This is a genomic window from Neobacillus piezotolerans, from assembly GCF_003362805.1.
In the GTDB taxonomy this organism is placed as follows: Bacteria; Bacillota; Bacilli; order Bacillales; family Cytobacillaceae; genus Bacillus_D; species Bacillus_D piezotolerans.
This window is the reverse complement of the sequence record NZ_QNQT01000005.1, coordinates 212,840-235,051: the sequence shown is the minus strand read 5'-3', so window position 1 is coordinate 235,051 and position 22,212 is coordinate 212,840. Positions and strand designations below refer to the sequence as shown.

Annotated in this window: 17 protein-coding genes; 1 reads left to right on the top strand and 16 read right to left on the bottom strand. The window is 47.4% G+C overall.

Annotation, left to right across the window (positions count from 1 at the left end; genetic code table 11):
- Window positions 1–79 precede the first annotated feature (79 nt).
- From DRW41_RS13570 to DRW41_RS13510, 14 genes are all read right to left on the bottom strand, one after another.
- On the bottom strand, window positions 80–541 hold the full coding sequence (locus DRW41_RS13570) for a DUF6376 family protein (RefSeq protein WP_115452544.1): 462 nt from the start codon (window positions 539–541) through the stop codon (window positions 80–82).
- A 70-nt stretch (window positions 542–611) separates the two neighbouring features.
- The gene (locus DRW41_RS13565) at window positions 612–1,247 is read right to left on the bottom strand and encodes a YdcF family protein (protein ID WP_115452543.1); all 636 of its coding nucleotides are present in this window, start codon (window positions 1,245–1,247) and stop codon (window positions 612–614) included.
- A 19-nt stretch (window positions 1,248–1,266) separates the two neighbouring features.
- Window positions 1,267–3,669: a glycogen/starch/alpha-glucan phosphorylase gene (locus DRW41_RS13560; RefSeq protein WP_115452542.1), complete on the bottom strand. Its 2,403-nt coding sequence runs from the start codon at window positions 3,667–3,669 to the stop codon at window positions 1,267–1,269.
- A gap of 5 nt (window positions 3,670–3,674) precedes the next feature.
- Window positions 3,675–5,111, bottom strand: a complete 1,437-nt coding sequence (gene glgA, locus DRW41_RS13555) for a glycogen synthase GlgA (RefSeq protein WP_115452541.1) — start codon at window positions 5,109–5,111, stop codon at window positions 3,675–3,677.
- Complete coding sequence (locus DRW41_RS13550; RefSeq protein ID WP_115452540.1) at window positions 5,111–6,136, bottom strand: GlgC family sugar phosphate nucleotidyltransferase; 1,026 nt, start codon at window positions 6,134–6,136, stop codon at window positions 5,111–5,113. Before DRW41_RS13550 ends, glgA begins: the two co-directional genes overlap by 1 nt.
- A gap of 21 nt (window positions 6,137–6,157) precedes the next feature.
- Window positions 6,158–7,300 (bottom strand): glucose-1-phosphate adenylyltransferase, encoded by a 1,143-nt coding sequence (locus DRW41_RS13545; RefSeq protein WP_115452539.1) that lies wholly within the window; start codon window positions 7,298–7,300, stop codon window positions 6,158–6,160.
- Entirely contained in the window at window positions 7,218–9,176 is a 1,959-nt protein-coding gene (gene glgB, locus DRW41_RS13540; protein ID WP_115452538.1) for a 1,4-alpha-glucan branching protein GlgB, read from the bottom strand. The genes DRW41_RS13545 and glgB overlap by 83 nt, the downstream gene beginning before the upstream one ends.
- 588 nt (window positions 9,177–9,764) lie before the next feature.
- The gene (locus DRW41_RS23755; protein ID WP_222928849.1) at window positions 9,765–9,848 is read right to left on the bottom strand and encodes a putative holin-like toxin; all 84 of its coding nucleotides are present in this window, start codon (window positions 9,846–9,848) and stop codon (window positions 9,765–9,767) included.
- Between the two features lie 122 nt (window positions 9,849–9,970).
- A complete protein-coding gene (locus DRW41_RS13535; RefSeq protein ID WP_115452537.1) occupies window positions 9,971–12,568 on the bottom strand; it encodes a helicase-related protein in 2,598 nt (865 codons plus the stop codon).
- Window positions 12,569–12,677: 109 nt separating this feature from the next.
- Window positions 12,678–13,355, bottom strand: coding sequence for a TerC family protein (locus DRW41_RS13530; protein ID WP_115452536.1), 678 nt, complete (start codon window positions 13,353–13,355; stop codon window positions 12,678–12,680).
- A 669-nt stretch (window positions 13,356–14,024) separates the two neighbouring features.
- The gene (ppdK, locus tag DRW41_RS13525) at window positions 14,025–16,694 is read right to left on the bottom strand and encodes a pyruvate, phosphate dikinase (RefSeq protein ID WP_115452535.1); all 2,670 of its coding nucleotides are present in this window, start codon (window positions 16,692–16,694) and stop codon (window positions 14,025–14,027) included.
- Window positions 16,691–17,512 (bottom strand): pyruvate, water dikinase regulatory protein, encoded by an 822-nt coding sequence (locus DRW41_RS13520; RefSeq protein WP_115452534.1) that lies wholly within the window; start codon window positions 17,510–17,512, stop codon window positions 16,691–16,693. Before DRW41_RS13520 ends, ppdK begins: the two co-directional genes overlap by 4 nt.
- 24 nt (window positions 17,513–17,536) lie before the next feature.
- The gene (gene ccpN, locus DRW41_RS13515; protein WP_245959440.1) at window positions 17,537–18,166 is read right to left on the bottom strand and encodes a transcriptional regulator CcpN; all 630 of its coding nucleotides are present in this window, start codon (window positions 18,164–18,166) and stop codon (window positions 17,537–17,539) included.
- Between the two features lie 169 nt (window positions 18,167–18,335).
- The gene (locus DRW41_RS13510; RefSeq protein ID WP_115452532.1) at window positions 18,336–19,736 is read right to left on the bottom strand and encodes an FAD-binding domain-containing protein; all 1,401 of its coding nucleotides are present in this window, start codon (window positions 19,734–19,736) and stop codon (window positions 18,336–18,338) included.
- A 172-nt stretch (window positions 19,737–19,908) separates the two neighbouring features.
- Here DRW41_RS13510 and DRW41_RS13505 point away from each other — a divergent pair, with 172 nt between their 5' ends.
- Entirely contained in the window at window positions 19,909–20,727 is an 819-nt protein-coding gene (locus DRW41_RS13505; RefSeq protein ID WP_181884545.1) for a YitT family protein, read from the top strand.
- A 56-nt stretch (window positions 20,728–20,783) separates the two neighbouring features.
- Here DRW41_RS13505 and DRW41_RS13500 read toward each other — a convergent pair whose 3' ends face one another.
- Window positions 20,784–21,536: an exodeoxyribonuclease III gene (locus tag DRW41_RS13500; RefSeq protein WP_115452530.1), complete on the bottom strand. Its 753-nt coding sequence runs from the start codon at window positions 21,534–21,536 to the stop codon at window positions 20,784–20,786.
- 184 nt (window positions 21,537–21,720) lie between these two features.
- Window positions 21,721–22,158: a peptidylprolyl isomerase gene (locus DRW41_RS13495; RefSeq protein WP_115452529.1), complete on the bottom strand. Its 438-nt coding sequence runs from the start codon at window positions 22,156–22,158 to the stop codon at window positions 21,721–21,723.
- Between the last annotated feature and the right edge of the window lie 54 nt (window positions 22,159–22,212).

Sequence of the window (22,212 nt, the reverse complement as noted above, 5' to 3'; positions counted from 1 at the left end):
GCAAGCAATTTTCCGAAAATTCCACAATATCGCTTGTCCGAGTAAAAAGCAGCCGGAACAATACCGGCTGCCCATATTCTTATTTTTCTGTTTCCCCTAGTTCCTTCAGCTTATTGAAGGACTCCTTGATTTTATCCGAGGCTTTGGAAAAGTCCTCTTTTTCCACAAAGTCCTCGTTAATATCGCCTTTGTCGATACGTTCTAGGTAGTCATCTATTTTTTCTTTCAAAATTTTGCTGTTATCGACTATTTCTTTATGAAAATCGCCGGCGATTTCAGGCGCCTGGACCTTCCCGAATTCATTAATTTCCTGCTTCATCTCTTTTAGGCTGTCCTTCAATTCCTGCTTTGCCTGTTCATCATTTGCGGCTTTCTCGGCTTTTTCCGGAATGTCACGGGCAAAATCCGCAACCTTCTCCATGTACTCGGAAGCTTCACCTGCATACTCGCCGACGCCTTGTTCATCTCCTCCCGATGAACAGCCCGCGAGGATAAATGCAAGTAAGCAAAGGAACGAAAAAACCTTCAATTTCAAATTCATTTCAGCCACCTCCCCGGCCGGAAAATTGGAATGGGAACTTGTCCCATTTCTTTTTACCCGTTTTTCCCGGCTATAAAGCGGAAGTTAGAAAGTATTTTGTGAGCGCGAGGTATTCCCTTGCATACGATTTCACAACTGCCTGGGCGGGCGTTTTCGCAGGAAGCCCTCCAAGTTCAAGGCCATTGTCCCGGGCAATCATTTTTGCCCTGTACTGATGGAATGTATTCGTAACGATAAGCCCTCTTTGCAGGCCTTCAGGCAAAAGCTTTTTTGAAAAAGCAATATTCTCATATGTAGATGTTGATTTGTTTTCAAGGATAATCCTATTTTCAGCGATCCCTTGCAGCATTAGTTCCCTTTTGATTGCCTCCGCTTCCGAAATGTCCTCACCAGGCCCCTTCCCGCCGGAAGCGAGCGCGATCGTAGATGGATTATTGCGCAAATAGTCTGCCGCGGCGTCTATTCTCGCCTGCAGCGCGAGCGATGGGGTTTCCCCTTTAACCCTTGCCCCCAGGATGATCAAGTACTCCGCGCCCTGGGCAGGGTTTTCCTTTACATGCCGGTAAATTTGCGCATGCAGGAATCCCACATAGAGGAGGCACGCTATCAGAAGAAAAACGAGCCCTTTTTTAACTATCGGACGTTTAACGATAACCACTTCCCCCGAATTAGATAACTTTCCGAAAAATCGGCAGGGGAAGCCCATTTTGTAGGCTCCCCCGAGCTTACTTGATAATGACCGGTTCTGTATGCCAAATATCTTTTGCATATTCCTCAATCGTCCGGTCGCTTGAAAAATAGCCCGACTTCGCAATGTTGACAAGGCTTTTTTTCAGCCAGCCGGCCCTATCGAGATAGCTCTTGCCAACCTGTTCCTGAATTTCTGCATAGGAAGAGAAATCCCTAAAGACAAAATATTGGTCGTTATAGGAAAGAAGCGAATCGTAAATTTCGGAAAATTCGTTTCCCGTATCCGGGAAAAAGCCATTGATAAGCTGGTCGACAACCGTCCGGATACGCCTGTCATAATGGTAATATTCCTGCGCATGGTAGCCCCCGTTCCGCTGGAATTCGAGGACCTCCTCTGCGCTCAGCCCAAAAAGGAATATATTTTCCCGGCCGACAAGCTCGGTAATCTCGACATTCGCGCCATCAAGCGTCCCAACGGTCAGTGCCCCGTTCATCATGAACTTCATATTACCGGTTCCGGAAGCTTCCTTGCTTGCCGTTGAAATTTGCTCACTCACGTCGGCTGCGGGGAATATTTCCTCCCCGAGTGACACACGATAGTTTTCAAGGAAGACAACCTTTATTCTGCCGTTCACAACTGGGTCGTTGTTTACTTTAAGCGCGACCGAATTGATCAGCTTTATGACTTTTTTCGCGAAATAATAGCCCGGCGAAGCCTTCGCCCCGAAAATGAATGTCCTTGGATGCATGTCATAATTCGGATACTCTTTGATCCGATTGTACAAATACATAATGTGCAGCACATTCAGCAGCTGCCTCTTGTAGGCATGCAGCCTTTTAACCTGGATATCGAATATCGAAGCCGGATCGACAGCGATGCCCGTTTTTTCAAGGATGCGCGATGCGAGCCGTTCCTTGTTGGCCTGTTTAATGGATCCAATCTCTTCGAGGAAGGCGCCGCTTTCCTTGAATTGGAGCAATTCCTCAAGCTGAAGTGTATCCTTTATCCAGCCAGGGCCAATGGAATCGGTGATCAGACCGGCGAGCTTGGGGTTCGCCTTCATCAGCCAGCGGCGATGGGTGATCCCGTTTGTTTTATTATTGAATCTGTCAGGGAAAACCCTGTAAAAATTGTTCATTTCCCGTTCCTTCAAAATTTCGGTATGGAGCCTTGCCACTCCGTTTATGCTATGTGAACCGATAATCGCGAGCGGAGCCATCCTAACCTCGCCATGCGCGAGAATCGCCATGCTTTCAATCAGTTCCCAGCTGCCGGGATGCCGGTCCCAGAGTTGCCGGCAGAACCGTTCATTAATTTCCTCCACAATCATGTAAATACGGGGAAGAAGCGGCCTGAAAATCCTTTCCGGCCATCTTTCGAGCGCTTCGGAAAGCGTTGTATGATTCGTATAGGAAAGCGTGTTGACAGTCAGATGCCATGCTTCATCCCAGCCAAGCCCTTCGTCATCCATCAAAATACGCATCAGCTCCGGTACCGCGAGAGCCGGATGGGTGTCGTTGATGTGAATGCTTGTATGCTCGTGAAGCTCAAAAATGCTCCGTTTTTTCTTTTTGAACGACTTGATGATCGCCCTAAGGCTCGCCGAGACAAGCAAGTATTGCTGTTTAAGCCTAAGGATTTTCCCCTCATCATGTGTGTCGTCAGGATAAAGGAACTCGCAGATTGCTTCCGTGTCCTTTTTGTATTTCAGGATATCCGAATGGGCGGTGAATTTGGAGGGTTCCGCGTTCCAGAGCCTGAGCGTATTCACTGTTTTCGTATGGTAGCCGACGACTGGCATATCGTAAGGGACGGCGGTGACAATTTCCGGATTGACGTGGCGAAAAACAAGGCGGCCGTTTTCAATTGAACTTTCGACATGGCCCCAAAAAAGGATTTCCTCCGCTTCATCTCCTTTGCGCACCTCCCAGACATGGCCGTGTTTCAGCCATTGCTCGGGAAGCTCAACCTGATAGCCGTCCACAATCGCCTGTTCGAAGAGCCCATGCTTATAGCGGATTCCGCACCCATGGCCCGGGAGGTTTAGAGATGCCAGCGAATCCAGGAAACAGGCGGCAAGCCTGCCGAGACCCCCATTGCCCAGCCCGGCATCCGCTTCGAATTCTTCAAGTTTGTCCAGTTCAATTCCAAGTTCCCCAAGACCCTTGCTGACAATTTGCTCTATCCCCAAATTTATCAGGTTGTGGCGGAGCAGCCTTCCGAGCAGGAATTCAATCGAAAGGTAATAAACTTGTTTTTTTCCCGATATGCGGTACATTTCATTCGTCTTGATCCAGTTCGTGCTCACTTGTTCCCTGATCATCGTGCCTAGCGTTTGGAACTGCTCCCGCCTTGTGCTTTCCTCAAAGGTCGTGCCATACGCCATTTCAAGTTTACTGACAAACGCGGCCTTGAATTCCGGTACACTGGAAAACAAGTAGATCACCCCTTGTTTTTAAGCTCTTCATAAAGCTGCTCATACCTCAGGGCCGACTGGGTCCAGCTGAAATCCAGTTCCATTACTTTGCGGGTGAGGCTGTTCCACACTTCCTTCCGCCTGTAAAAGGACAAAGCCCTCTCAATCGTATAAAGCATGTCATGCGCATTGAAATTTGTGAAAGTAAACCCGTTGCCTTCACCTGTCCCGTCATTGTAAGACTTGACCGTATCGTTTAATCCCCCGGTTTCCCTGACAATCGGAACAGCGCCATAGCGCATTGCAATAAGCTGGCTAAGGCCGCACGGTTCGAATTTCGACGGCATGAGGAACAGGTCCGCGCCAGCATATATCCTATGGGCGCTTGTCTCATCAAAGCCGATGAAAGCCTTGCACTGGCTTGGATACTGGCTGCTCATCTGGCTGAAAAAGTATTCGAATTCACGGTCACCTGTCCCAAGTACAATCAACTGGGCTCCTGTAGCCATAATTTCATGGAATACCCCTCTAACAAGTTCAAGACCTTTTTGCTTCGTCAGCCGTGTTACCATTGCGATAAGGGGAGTTCCACTTTCCTCAGGAAGACCGAATTGGGCCTGGAGCGCACTCTTATTTTCAGGCCTCGCGCCCCGATTCTCTACGGAAAACGGAGATGCAAGGCACTGGTCATTTTCCGGATTGTACAACTCGTAGTCAATCCCGTTGACGATACCTTCAAGGTCAGTACTTCTCATTCGTAAAACGCCATCTAACCCCTCTCCGAAATACGCGGTTTTAATCTCCTCCCGGTATGTAGGGCTCACAGTTGTAATTTTATCCGAAGCGACAAGGCCAGCTTTCATAAAATTAATATTTCCGTAGTATTCAAGCTGACCCGGATTGAAATACCTGTCATCGAGGCCAAGCAAGTCATTCATAACCTCTTTTGGAAAAACCCCCTGGAACTGGAGATTATGGATGGTAAACACGGTCCTGATATCTTCATATCCTTCCCGGTGCCGGTACTGCTCCCGTAATAGGAATGGAACCATGCCGGAGTGCCAGTCATGGCAATGGATTATATCGGGGAAAAAACCGATATGGCCGATACTTTCAAGCACGGCCCTGTTAAAGAAGGAAAATTTCTCACCGTCATCGTAATCCCCATACATTTGGCTTCTGAAAAAATAGTATTGGTTATCGATAAAATAATGGGTAATTCCGTCAAGCTCCAGTTCTTCGATGCCGCAATATTGGTTCCTCCACCCAAGCTGGACGGTGAATTCGGCTTTTCTCTCCATCTTCCTTTTGTATTCTTCCCTGATCAAGGCATATTTCGGGAGAATGACTCTGACATCGAAGCCAAGTTTCTTTAATTCCTTTGGGAGTGCTCCCGCAACATCCGCAAGGCCACCAGACTTTATGAATGGAACACATTCCGATACTGCAAAAAGAATTCTCACTAGTTTTTCCACGCTCCCTGGGTCCTGCCCTTCCGTATCACTGCAGGGTCCTTTCGTGATGCTATTAACTCTGTGCCGTTTTCAATCGTTACGTCCTTGTCCAAAATAATGTGTTCCAGAACGCTGTTTTCACCAATCCTGGACTTCTGCATAATAATGCAGTTTTTGACCACGGCCCCTTTGCCGATCGTCACGCCGCGGGCAATAATACTGTTTTCGACTGCGCCCTGAATATTGCAGCCATTCGCAATCATCGAGTTCCTGACTGTTGAGGATGAGGAATAGCGCGCTGGAGGTTCATCCTTGACTTTGGTAAGGATGGGCCTTTCCTTAGTGAACAGCTTGTTCCAAATATCTGGATTAAGGAGATTCCTGCTGGCTTCAAAATAATTCCCTATCGAATTGACCTGGATGGCAAATCCTTCATAATGGTGGTAATGGACCGTATAAGGGCTGTTCAGATCTGTTGCCGCGTCCCTGATAGTCAAATAGCCGGTCTGTTCACGCCCTTCAATAATCTCAAGGAGAAGCTCTTTTCTCATCAAATAGATTCCGAGTGAAGCCCCGTCTTTCATGACTTCGGTAATATCCCTGCCAGAGTAAATATGTTCATCAAGGATGGGGCAAAAATCAATATTGAATACTGTGTAGGCATTCGCGATGAGAGCGAACGGCTGCCTACTCCGTGTAAAGAAATCGATGTTCCCGGCAAAGTCCTCAAGCGGGCCGATGCCTGTAACCGGCTTGTCAAAGCTTGTGGATGGAAAAAAGAACAGTCCGTCCCTCTTCCTGTTTAAATCCCAATTCCTTCCCGACCCAAGGTGGTCCATTAGCGAGCGGTATTGGTACTTTGAAAAGATCCCCACGCTCTGGATTCCGGAATTCACCATATTCGAGAGGATGAAATCAATCAGGCGGTACCTTCCCCCAAAAGGAATCGCCGCAACCGAGCGATGTATGGTCAGTTCATCGAGGTCTTTATGGAATGTTGTAGCATCAATGATACCCAGCATATCTTTTTTCAATTGTTGCCCCTCCCAACAGGATTATTTGGACAAAAGCTGATCAATTGTATCTTCGGAGACCAGTAAGACCTCTCCGTCGCTCCCTTTTATGACGCCGCCGTCAGGAACGGTGATACCAGGCGATACAATGGCCCGCTCAATAATGCAATTTTGGCCGATAACGGCATCCGGCATTATGACTGATTCCCTGATGGCAGCACCTTTTTTGATTGACACCCCCTGGAAGACGACGGTCCTTTCCACATTGCCTTCAATGACACAGCCCTCGTTCACAAGTGACTCCGTCAGTGTCGCATCGGGGCAAATATACTGCGGAGGCTGGTTCGGGTTAACCGAATAAATCCTCCACGACTGGTCAAACAGGTCAAGTTCCGAGCTCTCATCCAGCAAATCCATGTTCGCTTCCCACAAGCTTTGGACCGTTCCGACATCCTTCCAATAGCCTTTGAACGGGTAAGCAACCAGTTTCCTGTTTTCTTCCAGCAGAAGCGGGATGATGTCCTTCCCGAAATCATGGGTGGATTCGGGATTCATATCGTCCCTTATCAGGCAGTCCTCAAGCAGCTTCCAATTAAAAATATAAATTCCCATCGATGCTAGATTGCTTTTCGGGTTTTTCGGCTTTTCGTCGAACTCTATGATTCTCAGTTCCTCATCCGTATTCATGATACCGAACCGGCCCGCTTCATCCCAAGGGACTTCAATGACGGAAATGGTTACATCCGCCCCGTTTTCAATGTGGTGGTCGAGCATCTTTTCATAATTCATTTTATAAATATGGTCGCCTGATAAAATAAGTACATATTCAGGATCATATTGCCGCAAATAAGTTAGATTTTGAAAAATCGCGCTTGCCGTCCCGTCATACCACTTCACCTCGGAAGAAACGCTGTAAGGGGGCAGCACAGTTACGCCGCCTTCCATCCTGTCAAGGTCCCAAGCGCTTCCGATCCCTATATAGCTGTTCAGGACAAGCGGCTGGTACTGTGTCAGCACACCGACCGTATACACTCCCGAATTCGTGCAGTTGCTCAAGGGGAAATCGATAATCCTGTATTTGCCGCCAAAAGGCACTCCCGGCTTAGCCAGTTCTTTTGTCAATGAATTTAGCCTGCTCCCCTGGCCTCCCGCGAGAAGCATCGCTACCATTTTCTTCTTTTGCATTGGCGTTAATCCCCTTTCTTTTTTTCACTGGCCTTAAAATAGATATGCCGTACGGCGGAATGTTCATCTGAATGGAAAATGGTTTGCCATGGAACGGCTCTTTTTCAGCGGTGATCGTCTTTTTGTTGATTACACCCGAACCGCCAAATTCCCTCGCATCGCTGTTGAGGATCTCCCTGTACCTTTCTGGCGCCGGGACGCCAATACGGTAACCGCTGTACGCCTGCCATGTGAAATTGCATACAATGACAAGGAGCTCCTCCTCATTGAACCCTCTCCGGATAAAAGAAAAAACGGACTGGTGATGGTTGTTTGGATCAATCCACTCAAAGCCCTCCGGGGACGAATCCAGCTGAAAAAGCGGCTTCGATTTTTTATAAAGCTTGTTCAGTTCCTTAACGAAAAGATTCAGCTTCGCATGCATATCATACTCACCAAGATGCCAGTCGACTTGTTCCTTATCCTTCCACTCGGAAAACTGGCCAAGTTCAGTACCCATAAATGTCAGCTTTTTTCCGGGATGCCCAATCTGGTAGCCAAGGAGAAGCCTTAGCTGGGCAAATTTCTGCCAATAATCACCTGGCATCTTATCCAGAAGGGATTTTTTCCCGTGAACAACCTCATCATGAGAGAACGGAAGCACAAAATTTTCGGAAAAAGCGTACATCAGTGAAAAGGTCACTTTGTTATGGTGGTGCCGCCTCTGGTTTGGGTCGGTCTCCATGTATTTCAGGATATCGTTCATCCAGCCCATATTCCATTTGTATGTAAATCCCAATCCCCCGTCGGCGGGCGCCTTCGTGACATTCGGCCAATCCGTCGAATCTTCGGCAATCATAAGGATATTCGGGCAAAAAGCCGCGACTGCCGAATTAAGCTTTTTCAAGAAGGCAAGTCCGTGTGGGTTGACTTCTTTTTCGGAATTTGGCCAGTAGATGATATTCGCGACGGCGTCAACCCTGAATCCGTCAATGTGGTACGTCTCAAGCCAGAAAATCGCGCTCGAAACCAGGAAACTGAGTACTTCCGTTTGCGTGAGGTCGAAATTTGCTGTACCCCAAACAAGGTTTTCCCGGTCCTTTTCCGTCTTGTATTCATAGGCATACCCGCCGTCGAAACAGTAAAGCCCATGCGCGTCCTTGCAAAAGTGGCCGGGTACCCAATCAAGGATAACGCCTATCCCGTTTTGGTGGCATTGATCGACGAGGTACATAAAATCATGCGGCGTTCCATATCTGCTCGTTACGGAAAAGTACCCGGTTGACTGGTAGCCCCATGAAGCGTCAAGCGGATGTTCGGTCATTGGCAGGAGTTCAATATGTGTATAGCCGTTTTCGAGCACATACGGAACCAATTCATCCGCCGCTTGCCGGTAGGTAAGAAAGGAACCATCTTCAGCCTTTTTCCAAGAACCAAGATGGACCTCGTAAATCGCTGCGGGTTCTTCAACAGGAACTTTTTTTGCGCGTTTCCTCATCCAGGCTTTATCATTCCATTTATACCCGCTGAGCGGCTGTACGACGGAAGCCGTATTGGGCCTCAGCTCCGAAAAAAAAGCATAAGGGTCGGCCTTTAGCTTTTTTTCGCCGGAAGAGGTGATAATTTCATATTTGTAAAGCGAACCGGTCATATCCCCATCCGCGTAAAATATCCATACCCCTTCCTTGTTTACTTTCTCGAATGGAAAGCCTTCGCCATTCCAGCCATTGAAATCGCCTGCGAGCCTTACCTCGGAGGCATGTGGAGCCCAGACGCAGAAACGGGTATAGAGCGTCCCGCCATCGTTTATGACATGGGCGCCGAACAAATCATGGCTTTTAAAGAGCGCCCCCTCATGAAACAAATGTAGCTGAAACTCAGTTGGATGATTGACCATCCTATTCACCTGCCTGTCTTCAGTAATATTCTAGTTTCCAAAAAAACACCTTCATAAACATGCTATAATTTGGTTTCGACGCCTGTTTGGCAAAAACCTTTTTAAAAAAGATGAATCATTGCAAAGTGGTGGACAAGCGCGGTGCGCACTCTCGTGATGACCACAGTTATATAAACCTTAGAACACACACTGCCAAAGATTGTATTTATTCCCATATACCATTTTTAACGGAAAACGATACGTAAAGAAAGGAAAACGATTTGAAAAAGATTGGCGGGGAACATTTGGATTGCGGACCGCTGAAGGAACGGGTTCCACTTCCCATAAAATAGGATGATATAGAGGGATTTCGCCCAAAAAGTGCTCTGCTATTTTCTTTTTCCCTTTTTTCGGGTATAATGAATTAAATGATTAGAAAAGCGCAAGCGCACGTTTAGCGCCGGAGCTGGACAAATTTTATTATTCTTTGTATTAAAAAAAGGCCAATGCATGTTGCAGCATGCACTGGCCCTTAATCGATGGTTCCCGGAAGTGGAATCGGGAATAAAGCGAAAACCCGCCCATTATGCTTGCCGGCTCAAGGGTGGGTTATTTTTTTTGGTTCACCGACAGTACGGCTACGATAAGGCTTGCAAAGGAAATCGCGAGCATCAGGCCCTGGAAAACTGTCATTAGGCGTCACCCCCTTTCGCGGGGAGTGTTCAGGCCCACCCTCAAAGAACCGCCGATTAGTTAAATTATATCACATCCGCCCATAAATTACGAACATAAGTTCGTCTTTTCGCCCAAGTTTGTCAAAATTTTCTCTTTTGCCTCCAGCCTCTCCTTGAATGGTTTTTTCTCTTATTTTGGCCAGAATGGCATTGATCGCAAATAGGGTAGGCAAAATCAAGGGGCAAACTTTTACCGCAATTGCGGCATTTTTTACCCTGGCTTTTTGTGACATCCTTTAATTCCTCATGGACACTATCGCTTACCTGTTCACGGACCCGCTCCCAATATATCGCTTCCGTCCTCTTTCCTAGTTTATACAGGAACAGAAGATGGAGGCCGATCGCCTTGTACGTCAATTCCATTTCTTCAAGGCTGCGTTTTTTGATTTCCGGCTCCGGGAGCTCCCTTCCCTCGGCGATGGCGGCCATCGTTCCCAGCCATTGCTCTGTCAGTTGCGGCTCTTTTGCCGAGAAGGGCAGATGCAAGAAACCATACAGTTCCATCATCGGGAATCGCCGTTCAATCATTGTCCCTTCGATCAGTTCATACCTGTTCCGCTCTTCCGTGAGTTCGGCCTTTTTTGTTCCTGGCGGGCTTTCGAATTTTTCCCATAGCTCGAAAAATTCCCCGAGGCTCCGGCTGTATTTTTGGAAGCGTTCAAAAACCGCGCTAGTAGGTGCGATTGCGAAAACCTTTACCGGCAGATCTTCTCCTTCAAGGACGCGTTTCATCCTCTGGATATCCGATACGAACGCGACCCTGCCAATATTGTAAATTCCTTTTCTCCCTGCCCTACCAGCGATTTGCTTAATTTCCTGGGAAGTCAGCCTCCGCCTCGCGGTACCATCGAATTTTTCATTTTCGAGAAACACAATTCTTCTGATAGGAAGGTTCAGCCCCATCCCAATCGCATCTGTTGAGACGACAATCTCGGTCTGGCCCGAAATAAAAAGCTGCATTTGCTTTTTTCTTGTTTCCGGCGGCATGCTGCCGTAAATCATGCTGACTTTGTGGCCGTTAGCCTGGAGTATTGCAGCTGTAGCCAGGACCTGTTTCCTGGAGAAGCACACTAGCGCGTCGCCTTTCCTCGCTTTTTTCAGGGAAAATTCCTGGTCTTCCACTTGCAGAGGCAAATCCCTCCTATATTCCCTTAGCTCGTATTCCGCGTTGCCAAGAAGTTTAACAACCATATTTTTAATATTGATGCTGCCAATAATATGGACCTCTTTCGCATTCGCCTTTGTAATCGCTTTATACCATGAAAAACCACGGTCCCTGTCCGCGACCATTTGGGCTTCGTCAATGACAGCGACTTCATAATAATCCTTTTCATGGAACATTTCGACCGTGCAGGAAATATGGGCAGCACTTGGCTCGACTTTTTCTTCCTCACCAGTTTTAAGTGAGCACGGGACCCCGTCGGAATTGAGCCTGTCATATACCTCAAGCGCCAAAAGCCTTAGCGGGGCAAGATAAATCCCGCTTTCAGCGCTTTTCATGGCTTCTAGGGCTTGATGTGTTTTACCGGTATTCGTTTCTCCGATATGAAGGACGTATTTTACATTCCTTTCAGCTGTAGGCCTGTATTCACTACCGAATACTTCCTCAAGCATCCGCCGCTCTTCCTCTGCCTTTCGTTCAGCTTCCGCCTTTTCCCGTATAAGCCGTTCTTCGGCCTTGGCCATATCGGATTCATACATCTCTTTATGTGTTTCCTCATTAAAGGGAATAGGCGCGAGCCTCAGCAAATCCTCTAGATATTCTTCGGAAATCCGTTCCAGGAAATCATCGGAGAGTTCCTCCGCCATCCCTGAAACGAGAAGAGCGAGATTATTTTCATCGCCTTCATCCATTTCAAGCGATAGATACTCTTTATAAGCACCTTCCGGGAGTTTTTCCGAGACTAGCCGAGTGGCATATTCAAGGACTATGCCGCCGAGAGCCCGTTCATATTCAAAGTAATATGTTTCATATTCATAAAACATCCTGCCCCGGTAAAAGGTTTTGTGGATTTCGCCGGTTAATTCTTCGAAAAAATCTCCAGCTCTCAGGAAATCGTTTGGGTTGAAACTACCTTGGGCAATAAGCTTTTCCTCCAGGGCTAGCGGGTCAACTTTCTTATAACGGATTCGCGTGTTTATGTCCGATTCCAGTTTGAGGGCGGCTCTATGCCTTGCAACAAGGTAAAGCAGCCATTCTCCCTCAACAAGAATCCGTTCGGCATCATCGCTCATCGTACGGAGGAGAGCGGCCCTATTTTCGATTCTCTTTTCTGCTTCCTTCCGCTTTTTAAGACGCTCCCTTGCTTCTTTATATAATTCCTCCCATAAACCGGGATTCACTTCAACTTCCCCACGGAGCCATTCAGCCGTGCTAAAAGGGCAAAATTCCCTCATTTCATTCCTGAACAAGCTGTTGATTAATTTTCGATCGACCCCTTCCGTTTCAAATCCATTTCGTTCAAGGAACTCCTTTTTCCCGATTTTCGAAACGCCGTTTGTCGCCTTGTTCAGCCAGACATTCAGCCAAAGTTGTTCAATATACTGAATCCTGTCCGCTAAATAGGCTTCGAAGGAAGGAATGTCGTCCAGCGTCTCCATATATTTTGAAATGTCTTCCAAGATTTTGCGTTTCGTATTCGTGACTGCCCCTGAGTGGGCCGCTTTTATTTCATCCATCATCTTACTCCTTTTCATCGTAAATCCCTTACTCTTATAATGCCTCTTTTAGATAGTACTATAGAAAAAGGAACCAATCATAAAGATTGGTTCCCCAACATAAACAATTTTAAGCAGTGCCATTCGCCTTTTGCTGTTTATTCTTGATTGCCCTTCCAATGAAAACGACTGCCGCGACGATTAGCAGCTCAAACCCATATTTTATAACAGGATTTGCGAAATATTCCTTCAGGAAAGGCTCGCTCACAATCATTTTTGAGGCGGTCCACCCGAGGATGGCAGCGCCAACCGTAATGATGATGGGGAATCTATCGACCCATTTCAAAATCAGGGTACTTCCCCATACGACAATCGGCACCGAGATAAGCAGGCCAAGGACGACAAGCACAAAACTGCCATGCGCCGCACCCGCCACCGCCAGGACATTGTCCAGCCCCATCAGGGCGTCGGCAATAATAATCGTCCTGATCGCCGCCCAAAAGTTATCGCCCGCTTTAACGTCATGGCCTTTCTCCTCAGCCAAAAGCTTGATGGCGATCCAAATGAGCAATGCTCCTCCGACGAGCAATAGGCCGGGGATTTTTAAAAGCCAAACGACAATGATTGTCGCCAGCGAGCGGATGATTATGGCCCCCGCGGTTCCCCAGAGGATGACCTTTTTTTGCTGATTTTTAGGCAGGTTCCTTGCGGCAAGGCCGATAACAATTGCATTGTCCCCTGCCAGGACCAGATCAATCATGACAATCGCCATGAGCGCCGTTAAAAACTCCATTGAAAAAAATTCCATTGAATAATTCCTCCTTCGTTGACTCCTGCAGCGAATTTGTTTTAGTTTACCCTTTATTGCACGGTTAAATTTAGATGCCATTGAAAAATGCAACCTAAACGGCAATGAGGGCGCCTATAGAACAAGATGCGGAAGCGCCTTGGTCAGCCCCGACAAGCGCTCCTCGAAAAAGCTTACGCTTTTCCTTCGTGCGATGATTATGCTTCCGACGATTACTCTTGTGGGGGGCCTGAAGGAGAAGTCGCTCTTTGACTTCACCTGAAGGACCGAAGCGACCTCGAGCTGTAACAAATCATCGCTTTATCAAGCCATGATTTGTTACAAGATACTCAAGGTAGCACTCCCAAGATGAAAACTGGCTAGGCGCTAGAGCTGGATTACAACAACTTGTTTCGGGTAATCCACAAATGTTCAATTTTATATTATCCTTAGGAAAAAGAAAGAGCCCCTGCCGATTGGCAAGGGCCCTTTTTGGACAGAAAAGACCCTTACCCTTGACAGGTAAAGGTCTTGCTAACAACATGGCTGCTGCCAACAAAGCCGGAGGCAGTGCCCCGAATTGACGACTTTGCTGTAAAAGCTACTCCCCTTTATGCTTATCCTATAAGATAGGAAAATCATAAACTATTTTTCACGAAATATCAAGCATTTACGGGACTGAAGGGATTTTTACGCATTCAAGGCCACTGTTTCCGCTGGCTTTCGGTGGCGGATAGTCGCCTGCGCCGCGGCAAGCCGCGCCAAAGGCACCCGGAATGGGGAACAACTGACATAATTAAGTCCCATCCTGAAACAGAAATCAATCGAGCTCTTCTCTCCCCCATGCTCTCCGCAAATGCCCGTTTTTAGCGACGGCTTGGTTGTCCGGCCAAGCTTTACTGCCATTTCGACGAGCTTCCCAACCCCGTTTTGGTCGAGGACGGCAAAAGGATTCTCCGGCAATACCTTTCTTTCGATATATGTTTGCAGGAATTTCCCCTCCGCGTCATCACGGCTATATCCGAAAGTTGTCTGGGTCAGGTCGTTTGTCCCGAATGAGAAAAAGTCCGCTTCCGAAGCAATTTCATCCGCCGTCAGGGCAGCCCTTGGAATTTCTATCATCGTACCAACAGTATATTCAAAATCCCTGCCGGATTCCTCTTTTATTTGTGTTGCCGCGTCAATTACCAGCTGCCGCATTTCCCTGAGCTCATGTACATGGCCGACGAGCGGGATCATAATTTCAGGTTTTACGGTAATTCCTTTCTCTGCGACAGACGCGGCAGCGTAGAAAATTGCTTTCACTTGCATCATATAAATTTCCGGATTCACCATGCCAAGGCGGCACCCCCTATGGCCGAGCATCGGATTAAACTCTTCCAGCTGACGGACTTTCCTCAGGAGATGTTCCTTTTCTTTTAATTCAGCTGAATCAGGCTCCAGGATTTGCAGTTTCGTAATTTCGACGAGCAGTTCCTCTTTGTCTGGCATGAATTCATGAAGCGGCGGGTCAAGAAGCCGGATTGTCACTGGCAAGCCCTTCATGACCTCGAAGATTCCTTCAAAATCTCCCTGCTGCATAGGCAATAATTTTTCTAGCGCGGCACTCCGCTCCTCGAAACTTTCGGCCAGGATCATTTCCTGTACAATCGGCACCCTCGCCGCATCCATGAACATATGCTCCGTCCTGACAAGGCCAACTCCCTCCGCGCCAAACTCCAATGCCTTCCGGGCATCTCCTGGATTATCGGCATTTGCCCTAACGGAAATGGCCCTTGTTTCGTCCGCCCATGAAAGCAGAAGTTTGAATTCATCCGAAAGTTCAGGCTCGATCATCGGTATTTCCCCAACCATGATTTCACCAGTGCTTCCATCGATTGTAATGACATCCCCGTAGTTCACTGAGGTTTCCCCTGCCGAAAAAACTCTTTTCTTCAAATCAATTTTCAATGCTTCACAGCCGCAAACACACGCTTTGCCCATACCTCGCGCGACTACAGCCGCGTGGCTTGTCATCCCGCCTCTGCTTGTTACGACCGCCTGCGCCGCAATTATCCCGTGGATATCATCCGGCGTTGTTTCCGGACGGACAAGAATGACCTTTTTGCCTTCTTTGGCAAGGCTTTCCGCATCATCCGCATCAAATACAACCATGCCTGTCGCAGCCCCAGGTGATGCCGGCAGCCCCTTTGCAATGCGGACACGGTCGGACTTATCATCAATCCTTCTGTGAAGGAGTTGGTTGAGCTGGTCAGGGTCCACACGCAGCAGCGCTTCGTCCTTGGAAATCAAGCCTTCTTCAACCATCTCCACGGCAATCCGGATTGCCGCCTGCGCGGTCCTTTTCCCTGTTCGGGTTTGGAGGATATACAATTTCCCTTTTTCAACCGTAAATTCTATATCCTGCATGTCAAGATAGTGTTTTTCAAGCTTCTCGCACGTTTCAGCAAACTGCCTGTAGACTTCCGGCATTTCAGCTTCAAGCGTGGATATCGGCCGTGGCGTGCGAATTCCAGCGACCACATCCTCGCCCTGGGCGTTAAATAAATATTCCCCATAAAGAGCGGCTTCGCCTGTGGAAGGATTACGGGTGAATGCGACCCCAGTCCCCGAATCATTGCCCATATTCCCAAACACCATGCTCTGGATATTAACCGCGGTGCCAAGATGGTCCGGGATTTTGTTCAAACGCCTGTAAACGATAGCCCTCTGGTTGTTCCAGGAATTAAAGACAGCATTGATGGATAGGAATAGCTGCTCTTTCGGATCCTGCGGGAACGGTTTTCTCGTATGCTTTTCAACTATATTCTTGTATCCTTCAATCACTTCCGACCAGTCCGCGGCATTCATTTCCGGATCTGAGGAATACCCCTTGGCAGTGCGTATTTCCTCCAGGAATTGTTCGAAAAAAAACGTGTCGACATCAAGGACGACATCACTGAACATCTGGATGAACCTTCTATAAGAATCATAAACAAAGCGGGGATTGCCCGTCAGTGCCGCCAGTCCCTCAGCCGTTTCATCGTTCAGCCCGAGATTCAGGATTGTATCCATCATGCCGGGCATCGAGAATTTGGAACCCGACCGGACGGAAACAAGCAATGGATTGGCTGGATCCCCCAGTCTTTTGCCCATCCTCTTTTCGAGATTTCCCAGCGCCTCCAAAACCTGGCTCATTACTTCAGTTGGAATTGTTTCCCCCGAATCGTAATAGGCATTGCACGCTTCGGTTGAAATCGTAAATCCGAACGGGACAGGGAGCCCGATTCTCGACATTTCTGCCAGGTTCGCACCCTTGCCGCCAAGCAAATCCTTCATTTCACTGTTTCCCTCATTGAATAGATAAACAAATTTATTCATCGGTTTGAGCTCCTTTCCATTTTAAGAACATCCAGTATGAGGCTTGCCGTTTCTTCAACCGCCTTATTTGATACGTTGATGACCGGGCAGCCGACCCGCTTCATTATTTTTTCGGCGTAATCGAGTTCTTCCAATATCCTTTCGTAACTCGCGTAATTTGCCTGTGAAGTAAGGCCAAGCGCTTTTAATCGTTCCTTCCTGATGGCATTGAGCTTGTCAGGCGTTATAATAAGCCCGACACATTTGCCTCTCCGAAGAGTAAATATCTCATCCGGAGGAGCCACTTCCGGAACAAGGGGGACGTTGGCTACCTTATATCGCTGATGCGCGAGATACATGGACAGAGGGGTTTTGGATGTACGGGATACGCCGATCAAAACAATATCAGCCCTGGCAATTCCCCGGGGATCACGCCCATCGTCATATTTAACAGCAAATTCGATGGCTTCGACCTTCCTGAAGTATTCCTCATCGAGCCTTCTCATCAGCCCAGGCCGGTGCCTCGGCTCCTTGTTGAACCTTTTAACAAATGCATCCATCAAAGGGTTCAGCAAATCAATCGCAGTAATCCCTTCCTCCGCCGCCCTTTTGTCGAGGTATTCCTTAAGCGCCGGTACGACAAGTGTATAGGCAATAAGCGAATGGTCCTTCCTTGCCAGCAAAATCGCTTCCTCTAGGTCTTCCGTGTCTTCCACATACGAATTTCTCCGGATATCAACATGGCCTCCATTGAATTGTGATGCTACGGCTTTCACGACGATTTCTGCTGTCTCCCCGACCGAATCAGATATTACGTAAACAATTTCCTTTTCCGCCAATTTCGTTCCTCTCCTTAAACAGGCTCACAGCCCGGCAATCTCAAGATAGGCTTTTACGATGGTTGTTTTTGTAATCCTTCCGATAATAGAATATGTATTGGTCACTTTATCCACTTCCTTTACAACCGGCAAGGAGTCAATCTGATAATCGATCATTTTTCTGGCGGCATCATGAAGCGTCTCATTCTGGCCAATGATGACGATATTGGGCATCCTCGTCATGATAATGCTTACTGGCAGGTCTTCCGTATTCTTTGTCCCTATTGAAGCGCGGAGTAAATCTTTCCTCGAAATAACGCCGGCCAAATGGCCGTTTTCATCCACCACGTAAAGGGTTCCTACATCCTCCAAAAAAAGCTGGACAATCGCTTCATATACCGAAGCCGATTTTTGGACTACAATCGGATGGGCTTTATACTCGGATACCAGCTTTCGCTCTATTCCATTGACGAAAGCTGGGGAAGCGGCATTCTTGCTTAGGAAATATCCGACCCTCGGGCGGGCGTCAATCGTTCCGGCCATCGTTAAGATTGCAAGATCGGGCCTAAGCGCAGCCCTTGTAACCGAAAGCTTTTCGGCGATTTGTTTTCCGGTAATCGGCCCGGAAGCCTTTACGATTTCAACTATTTCTTCCTGCCGTTTGGACAGTTTAATTTAACCCACCTCCCCGGCCCTCATCAATGTGAGAGTTTTTAAGATTACTTTTCAATGTGTTATATTTATTCTTAATTAGTATATTACATTTAAATAGAAATGGAAACTTTAAAACCAATTAAATTGTGTACACATTGTTAAAATGATATGAATCCCCTATTAGGTTATACTATTCTTCGGATAAATCCATAACAATCTGCTCCCAGTTCCCAACCGGATTCGTCACATTCTTGTTTGATTTGTTGCCCGAATCCGCTGCTGTCAGTTTAATAGCCTTGTATATGCTCTCCGGGTCTTTTAACGGGACCGGATAACCCAGCGTGTAAAAGCCCGGATAACTCCATGGCTCATGCACATACTTGGCGGAAAGGCTGTTTAATTCAGGAATATGTCTCTTAATAAATACCCCTTCGCGATCAAGTTTCTTCCCTGACCGAACTGGGTGAAAGTACCCCGATAAATTCCTTCCGCTCAAAGAAGCGCATTTTTCCACCTCCCTTGTGAGAATACATGGGTCATAATCAAGCAGCAGGCTGCCAAGAAACTCCTTTACCATTTGTTTGTCAAGACGCAGGCCAATGCATAAAAAAATTGTCAAAACAGCCCTAAGGCTAGATGGAAGCCATCCGGTCTTCCTTAATGAAAGGATCGCGGCATCAATAATCGGGATACCCGTCCTACCCATCCGTATCCGCTCCTCCTCTACACTATTCCAGGCAATTCCTTTTGATGATGGCAATCCATCCATTTCATAGCAGCAGGTTTCACAGGCGATGAACCTGGAGTAGAGCCTGTCCAGGAACAAAGTCATCGCTTTTTGCTGTTCCGCAGTTCTAGCTTCCCTCAATTCACCCAAAGATTTTTTCACAACAGTTTTTAATGATAGATTCCCCCACGAAAGATATGGAGAAAGGCGGCTAGAATAATTCGAAGCTTTCAAAATGCCATCCTCGCTTCTTCCATACTTTTCGTACCTTCCTTTTAAAAAAGATTGCAGCGTTTCCTCCGCGTTCCGTTCCCCTCCTGGCTGGCCAGCAGGAATTAACTCCCCGCCATCGTGATAACTCCGGAATTTTCCTAGGGTGTCCGAAAGCCAAGGGGGCAGCCTCCCTGGGGAAGCCAGTTTTGGCGGGGCTATTTCGTCCTCACCCTCCATCATTTTTAACCATTTGGCTTTCGAAGGAATGTTCCTGGATTCAAACGTGTAAGGCAGGGTGGGTTCGAATTGGATGTCGCTTTTTTCCGGATTGTCGAAAAAGGGGAAATCCGCCATCTCCCTCGTTTTATAAAAAAAGACACGGGTGGCGCCATACTCCTGCCTCAACTTCTTGAACACCTCTTCCGGATTACCCAAGGTGACATAAAGGCGGCCGCCAAGCCCGGCTAGCCGATTGGACAATTCCTCGAGGCTTTCAAGCACGAAGGCTAAATGCCGGGCGGAGAGAATTCCCCCTTGCCAAAGCCTCGGCTCAATAATATACAAAGGAAGCACTTCCCCGTATTTGGCCGCCATTGAAAGGGGCAGATGGTCGTTCACCCTCAGGTCGCGCCTGTACCACACGATATTCATCTCGCTCTCCTCCTTTCATATCGAGGTTTGTTATACAATACCCGCCAATCGAAAAGAAATCTCAATAAAAAACCGCACTGGGCAAATATCCACAAAAGTTTCACTGGCCCTGGCCCTTTTTGGGCTATAGACTAGTACAGGTATGATTGAATTATCAATTGAGGTGTCAATTATGAGGAAAACGGCTTTTCAGATTGCGGCAATCACTATATTCACTGCGGGAATGGCTTATGCGCTGAATTCCTTTTTAATCCCCCACCAGGTCCTGACGGGCGGGGTCGCTGGGATCTCTATTATCATCAGCAACTTTTTGCCGATAAGCACTGGATGGATTATCCTTGGAATCAACCTCCCATTGTTCGTGCTCGGGTATTTTCATTTGGGAAGGAGATTTCTCGTTTATACTGTTTATTCCGTCCTTCTTCTTTCGGTATTGATGAAGGCATTTCCTGTCGATGCCTTTAGCAATGACCTATTGCTGTCGAGCATTTTTGGGGGAGTCCTTTTCGGAACTAGTATCGGGGGGTTGATTCGTTTTGGGGGTTCGGCTGGCGGGATTGATATCATCAGCCTCATCCTTGCCCGGAAAAAGGACATGCCCGTGGGAGTCCTAATTACCTGGATTAATCTCCTTGTCGTCCTTACATCAGGAATTGTATTCGGAGCGGATAAAACCTTATATACCCTGTTTACCATTTTTGCTTCGGGTCGCGCGGTTGATACAATCCACACGAGCCACACAAAGCTTGCGGTTACGATTGTGACGGAAAAATGGGATGAACTGAATGAAGCCCTGCTTCGCCTGCATCAGCGCGGCATTACCATGACAGATGCCGAGGGAGGCTATACGCATGCCCCGAAAAAAGTGCTGACAACGGTCATTACGAAATACGAATTATCGGAAACAAAAGATACCATCAAAAAGACGGATCCAGGCGCTTTCGTCCATATCACAAAAGCCCTCGAGGTAATAGGTAGATTCAGGAAATAAATTATCGATATTCAGCCAATAAAAAAGGCGGAAACCAGGTATACCCGGTTACCGCCCTACTTTATTTCCAAAATGACAGGGCAATGGTCGCTGCCCATGATATTGCAATCAATATGCGCGCCCTTCAGACGCTCCTCGAGCTTGTTCGAAACAATGAAATAATCGATGCGCCACCCGATATTCCGCTCTCGGACCTTACTCATATATGACCACCACGTATAAGCGCCTTCCCGGTCGGGATAAAAATACCGATAGCTGTCGATAAAACCAGACTCAAGCAATTCTGTCATTTTAGCCCTTTCTTCATCAGTGAAACCTGAATTTCCAACATTAGGCTTCGGATTTTTCAGGTCGATCCACGAATGGGCCACATTCAAATCACCGCAAAGAATGACAGGCTTCTTCGCCTCCAATTCAAGCAAGTGGCTTTTGATTGAATCTTCCCATTCAAGCCTGTAACCAAGTCGGGCAAGGTCGCGCTGGGAATTCGGGGTGTACACGTTTACAAGGTAAAAGTCTTCATATTCAAGCGTGATTACCCTTCCTTCGCGCTCACTGTCAAATGAACCGAGGCCATAACGGACCGAAAGAGGCAGCCTTTTTGTAAAAACCGCTGTTCCTGAATAGCCTTTTTTCTCCGCGTAGTTCCAATATTGATAGTAGCCTTCCAGTTCGAGAGATATTTGCCCTTCTTGGCACTTCGTTTCCTGCAGACAAAATATATCGGCGTCAACTTGATGGAAATAATCCAGGAACCCTTTATTCACACAAGCCCTAATTCCATTTACATTCCATGAAACTAGTTTCATTTTTCTTTCTCCCCCTTCAAACAAGACCAAGAAGCGCAAGCACTTTGGGCAGCACCGACAAGCAAAAATGCGGTCCCGCCTGTAACTTATCTCGATTAATACGCCAGGTTCTAGTTTATAACTTTATAAACGAAAAAGAAGGGCCTGTCCGGAAATAAAACCGGAAGACCCCTTTGCAACCCTTTTAGCCTTCGAATACTTCAACCTTTTCCATTACATCGCCATTTTTCATCGACCTGGCGGTTTCAAGTCCTGAAGTTACCTTCCCAAATACGGTATGGACTCCGTCGAGGTGCGGCTGGGGCTCATGGACAATAAAGAATTGGCTTCCGCCTGTATTTTTCCCCGCGTGCGCCATTGAAAGCGCGCCGGCCACATGCTTATGCGGATTACCTTCCGTTTCACAATTAATCGTGTACCCTGGTCCTCCGGTTCCAGTTCCGTGAGGGCATCCACCCTGGCTTACAAAACCAGGAATCACCCTATGAAAAGTCAATCCGTTGTAAAATCCTTTATTGGCCAGGGTTTCAAAGTTTTCGACTGTCCCAGGAGCTTCCTCCGGATATAATTCGAATTCAATTTTTTCGCCGTTTTGCATTGTGATAACACCTTTTTTTCCCATGGTTACATCTCCTTAACATTAGATAACAACTATCATACCATTTCTTATTGCGGG

Coding starts and splice junctions, on each gene's coding strand:
- DRW41_RS13570 (WP_115452544.1), bottom strand. CDS start 541: ATGAATTTGAAATTGAAGGTTTTTTCGTTCCTTTGCTTACTTGCATTT.
- DRW41_RS13565 (WP_115452543.1), bottom strand. CDS start 1,247: ATGGGCTTCCCCTGCCGATTTTTCGGAAAGTTATCTAATTCGGGGGAA.
- DRW41_RS13545 (WP_115452539.1), bottom strand. CDS start 7,300: ATGCAAAAGAAGAAAATGGTAGCGATGCTTCTCGCGGGAGGCCAGGGG.
- glgB (WP_115452538.1), bottom strand. CDS start 9,176: ATGGTCAATCATCCAACTGAGTTTCAGCTACATTTGTTTCATGAGGGG.
- DRW41_RS23755 (WP_222928849.1), bottom strand. CDS start 9,848: ATGACAGTTTTCCAGGGCCTGATGCTCGCGATTTCCTTTGCAAGCCTT.
- DRW41_RS13535 (WP_115452537.1), bottom strand. CDS start 12,568: ATGGATGAAATAAAAGCGGCCCACTCAGGGGCAGTCACGAATACGAAA.
- DRW41_RS13530 (WP_115452536.1), bottom strand. CDS start 13,355: ATGGAATTTTTTTCAATGGAGTTTTTAACGGCGCTCATGGCGATTGTC.
- ppdK (WP_115452535.1), bottom strand. CDS start 16,694: ATGAATAAATTTGTTTATCTATTCAATGAGGGAAACAGTGAAATGAAG.
- DRW41_RS13510 (WP_115452532.1), bottom strand. CDS start 19,736: ATGAATATCGTGTGGTACAGGCGCGACCTGAGGGTGAACGACCATCTG.
- DRW41_RS13505 (WP_181884545.1), top strand. CDS start 19,909: ATGAGGAAAACGGCTTTTCAGATTGCGGCAATCACTATATTCACTGCG.
- DRW41_RS13500 (WP_115452530.1), bottom strand. CDS start 21,536: ATGAAACTAGTTTCATGGAATGTAAATGGAATTAGGGCTTGTGTGAAT.
- DRW41_RS13495 (WP_115452529.1), bottom strand. CDS start 22,158: ATGGGAAAAAAAGGTGTTATCACAATGCAAAACGGCGAAAAAATTGAA.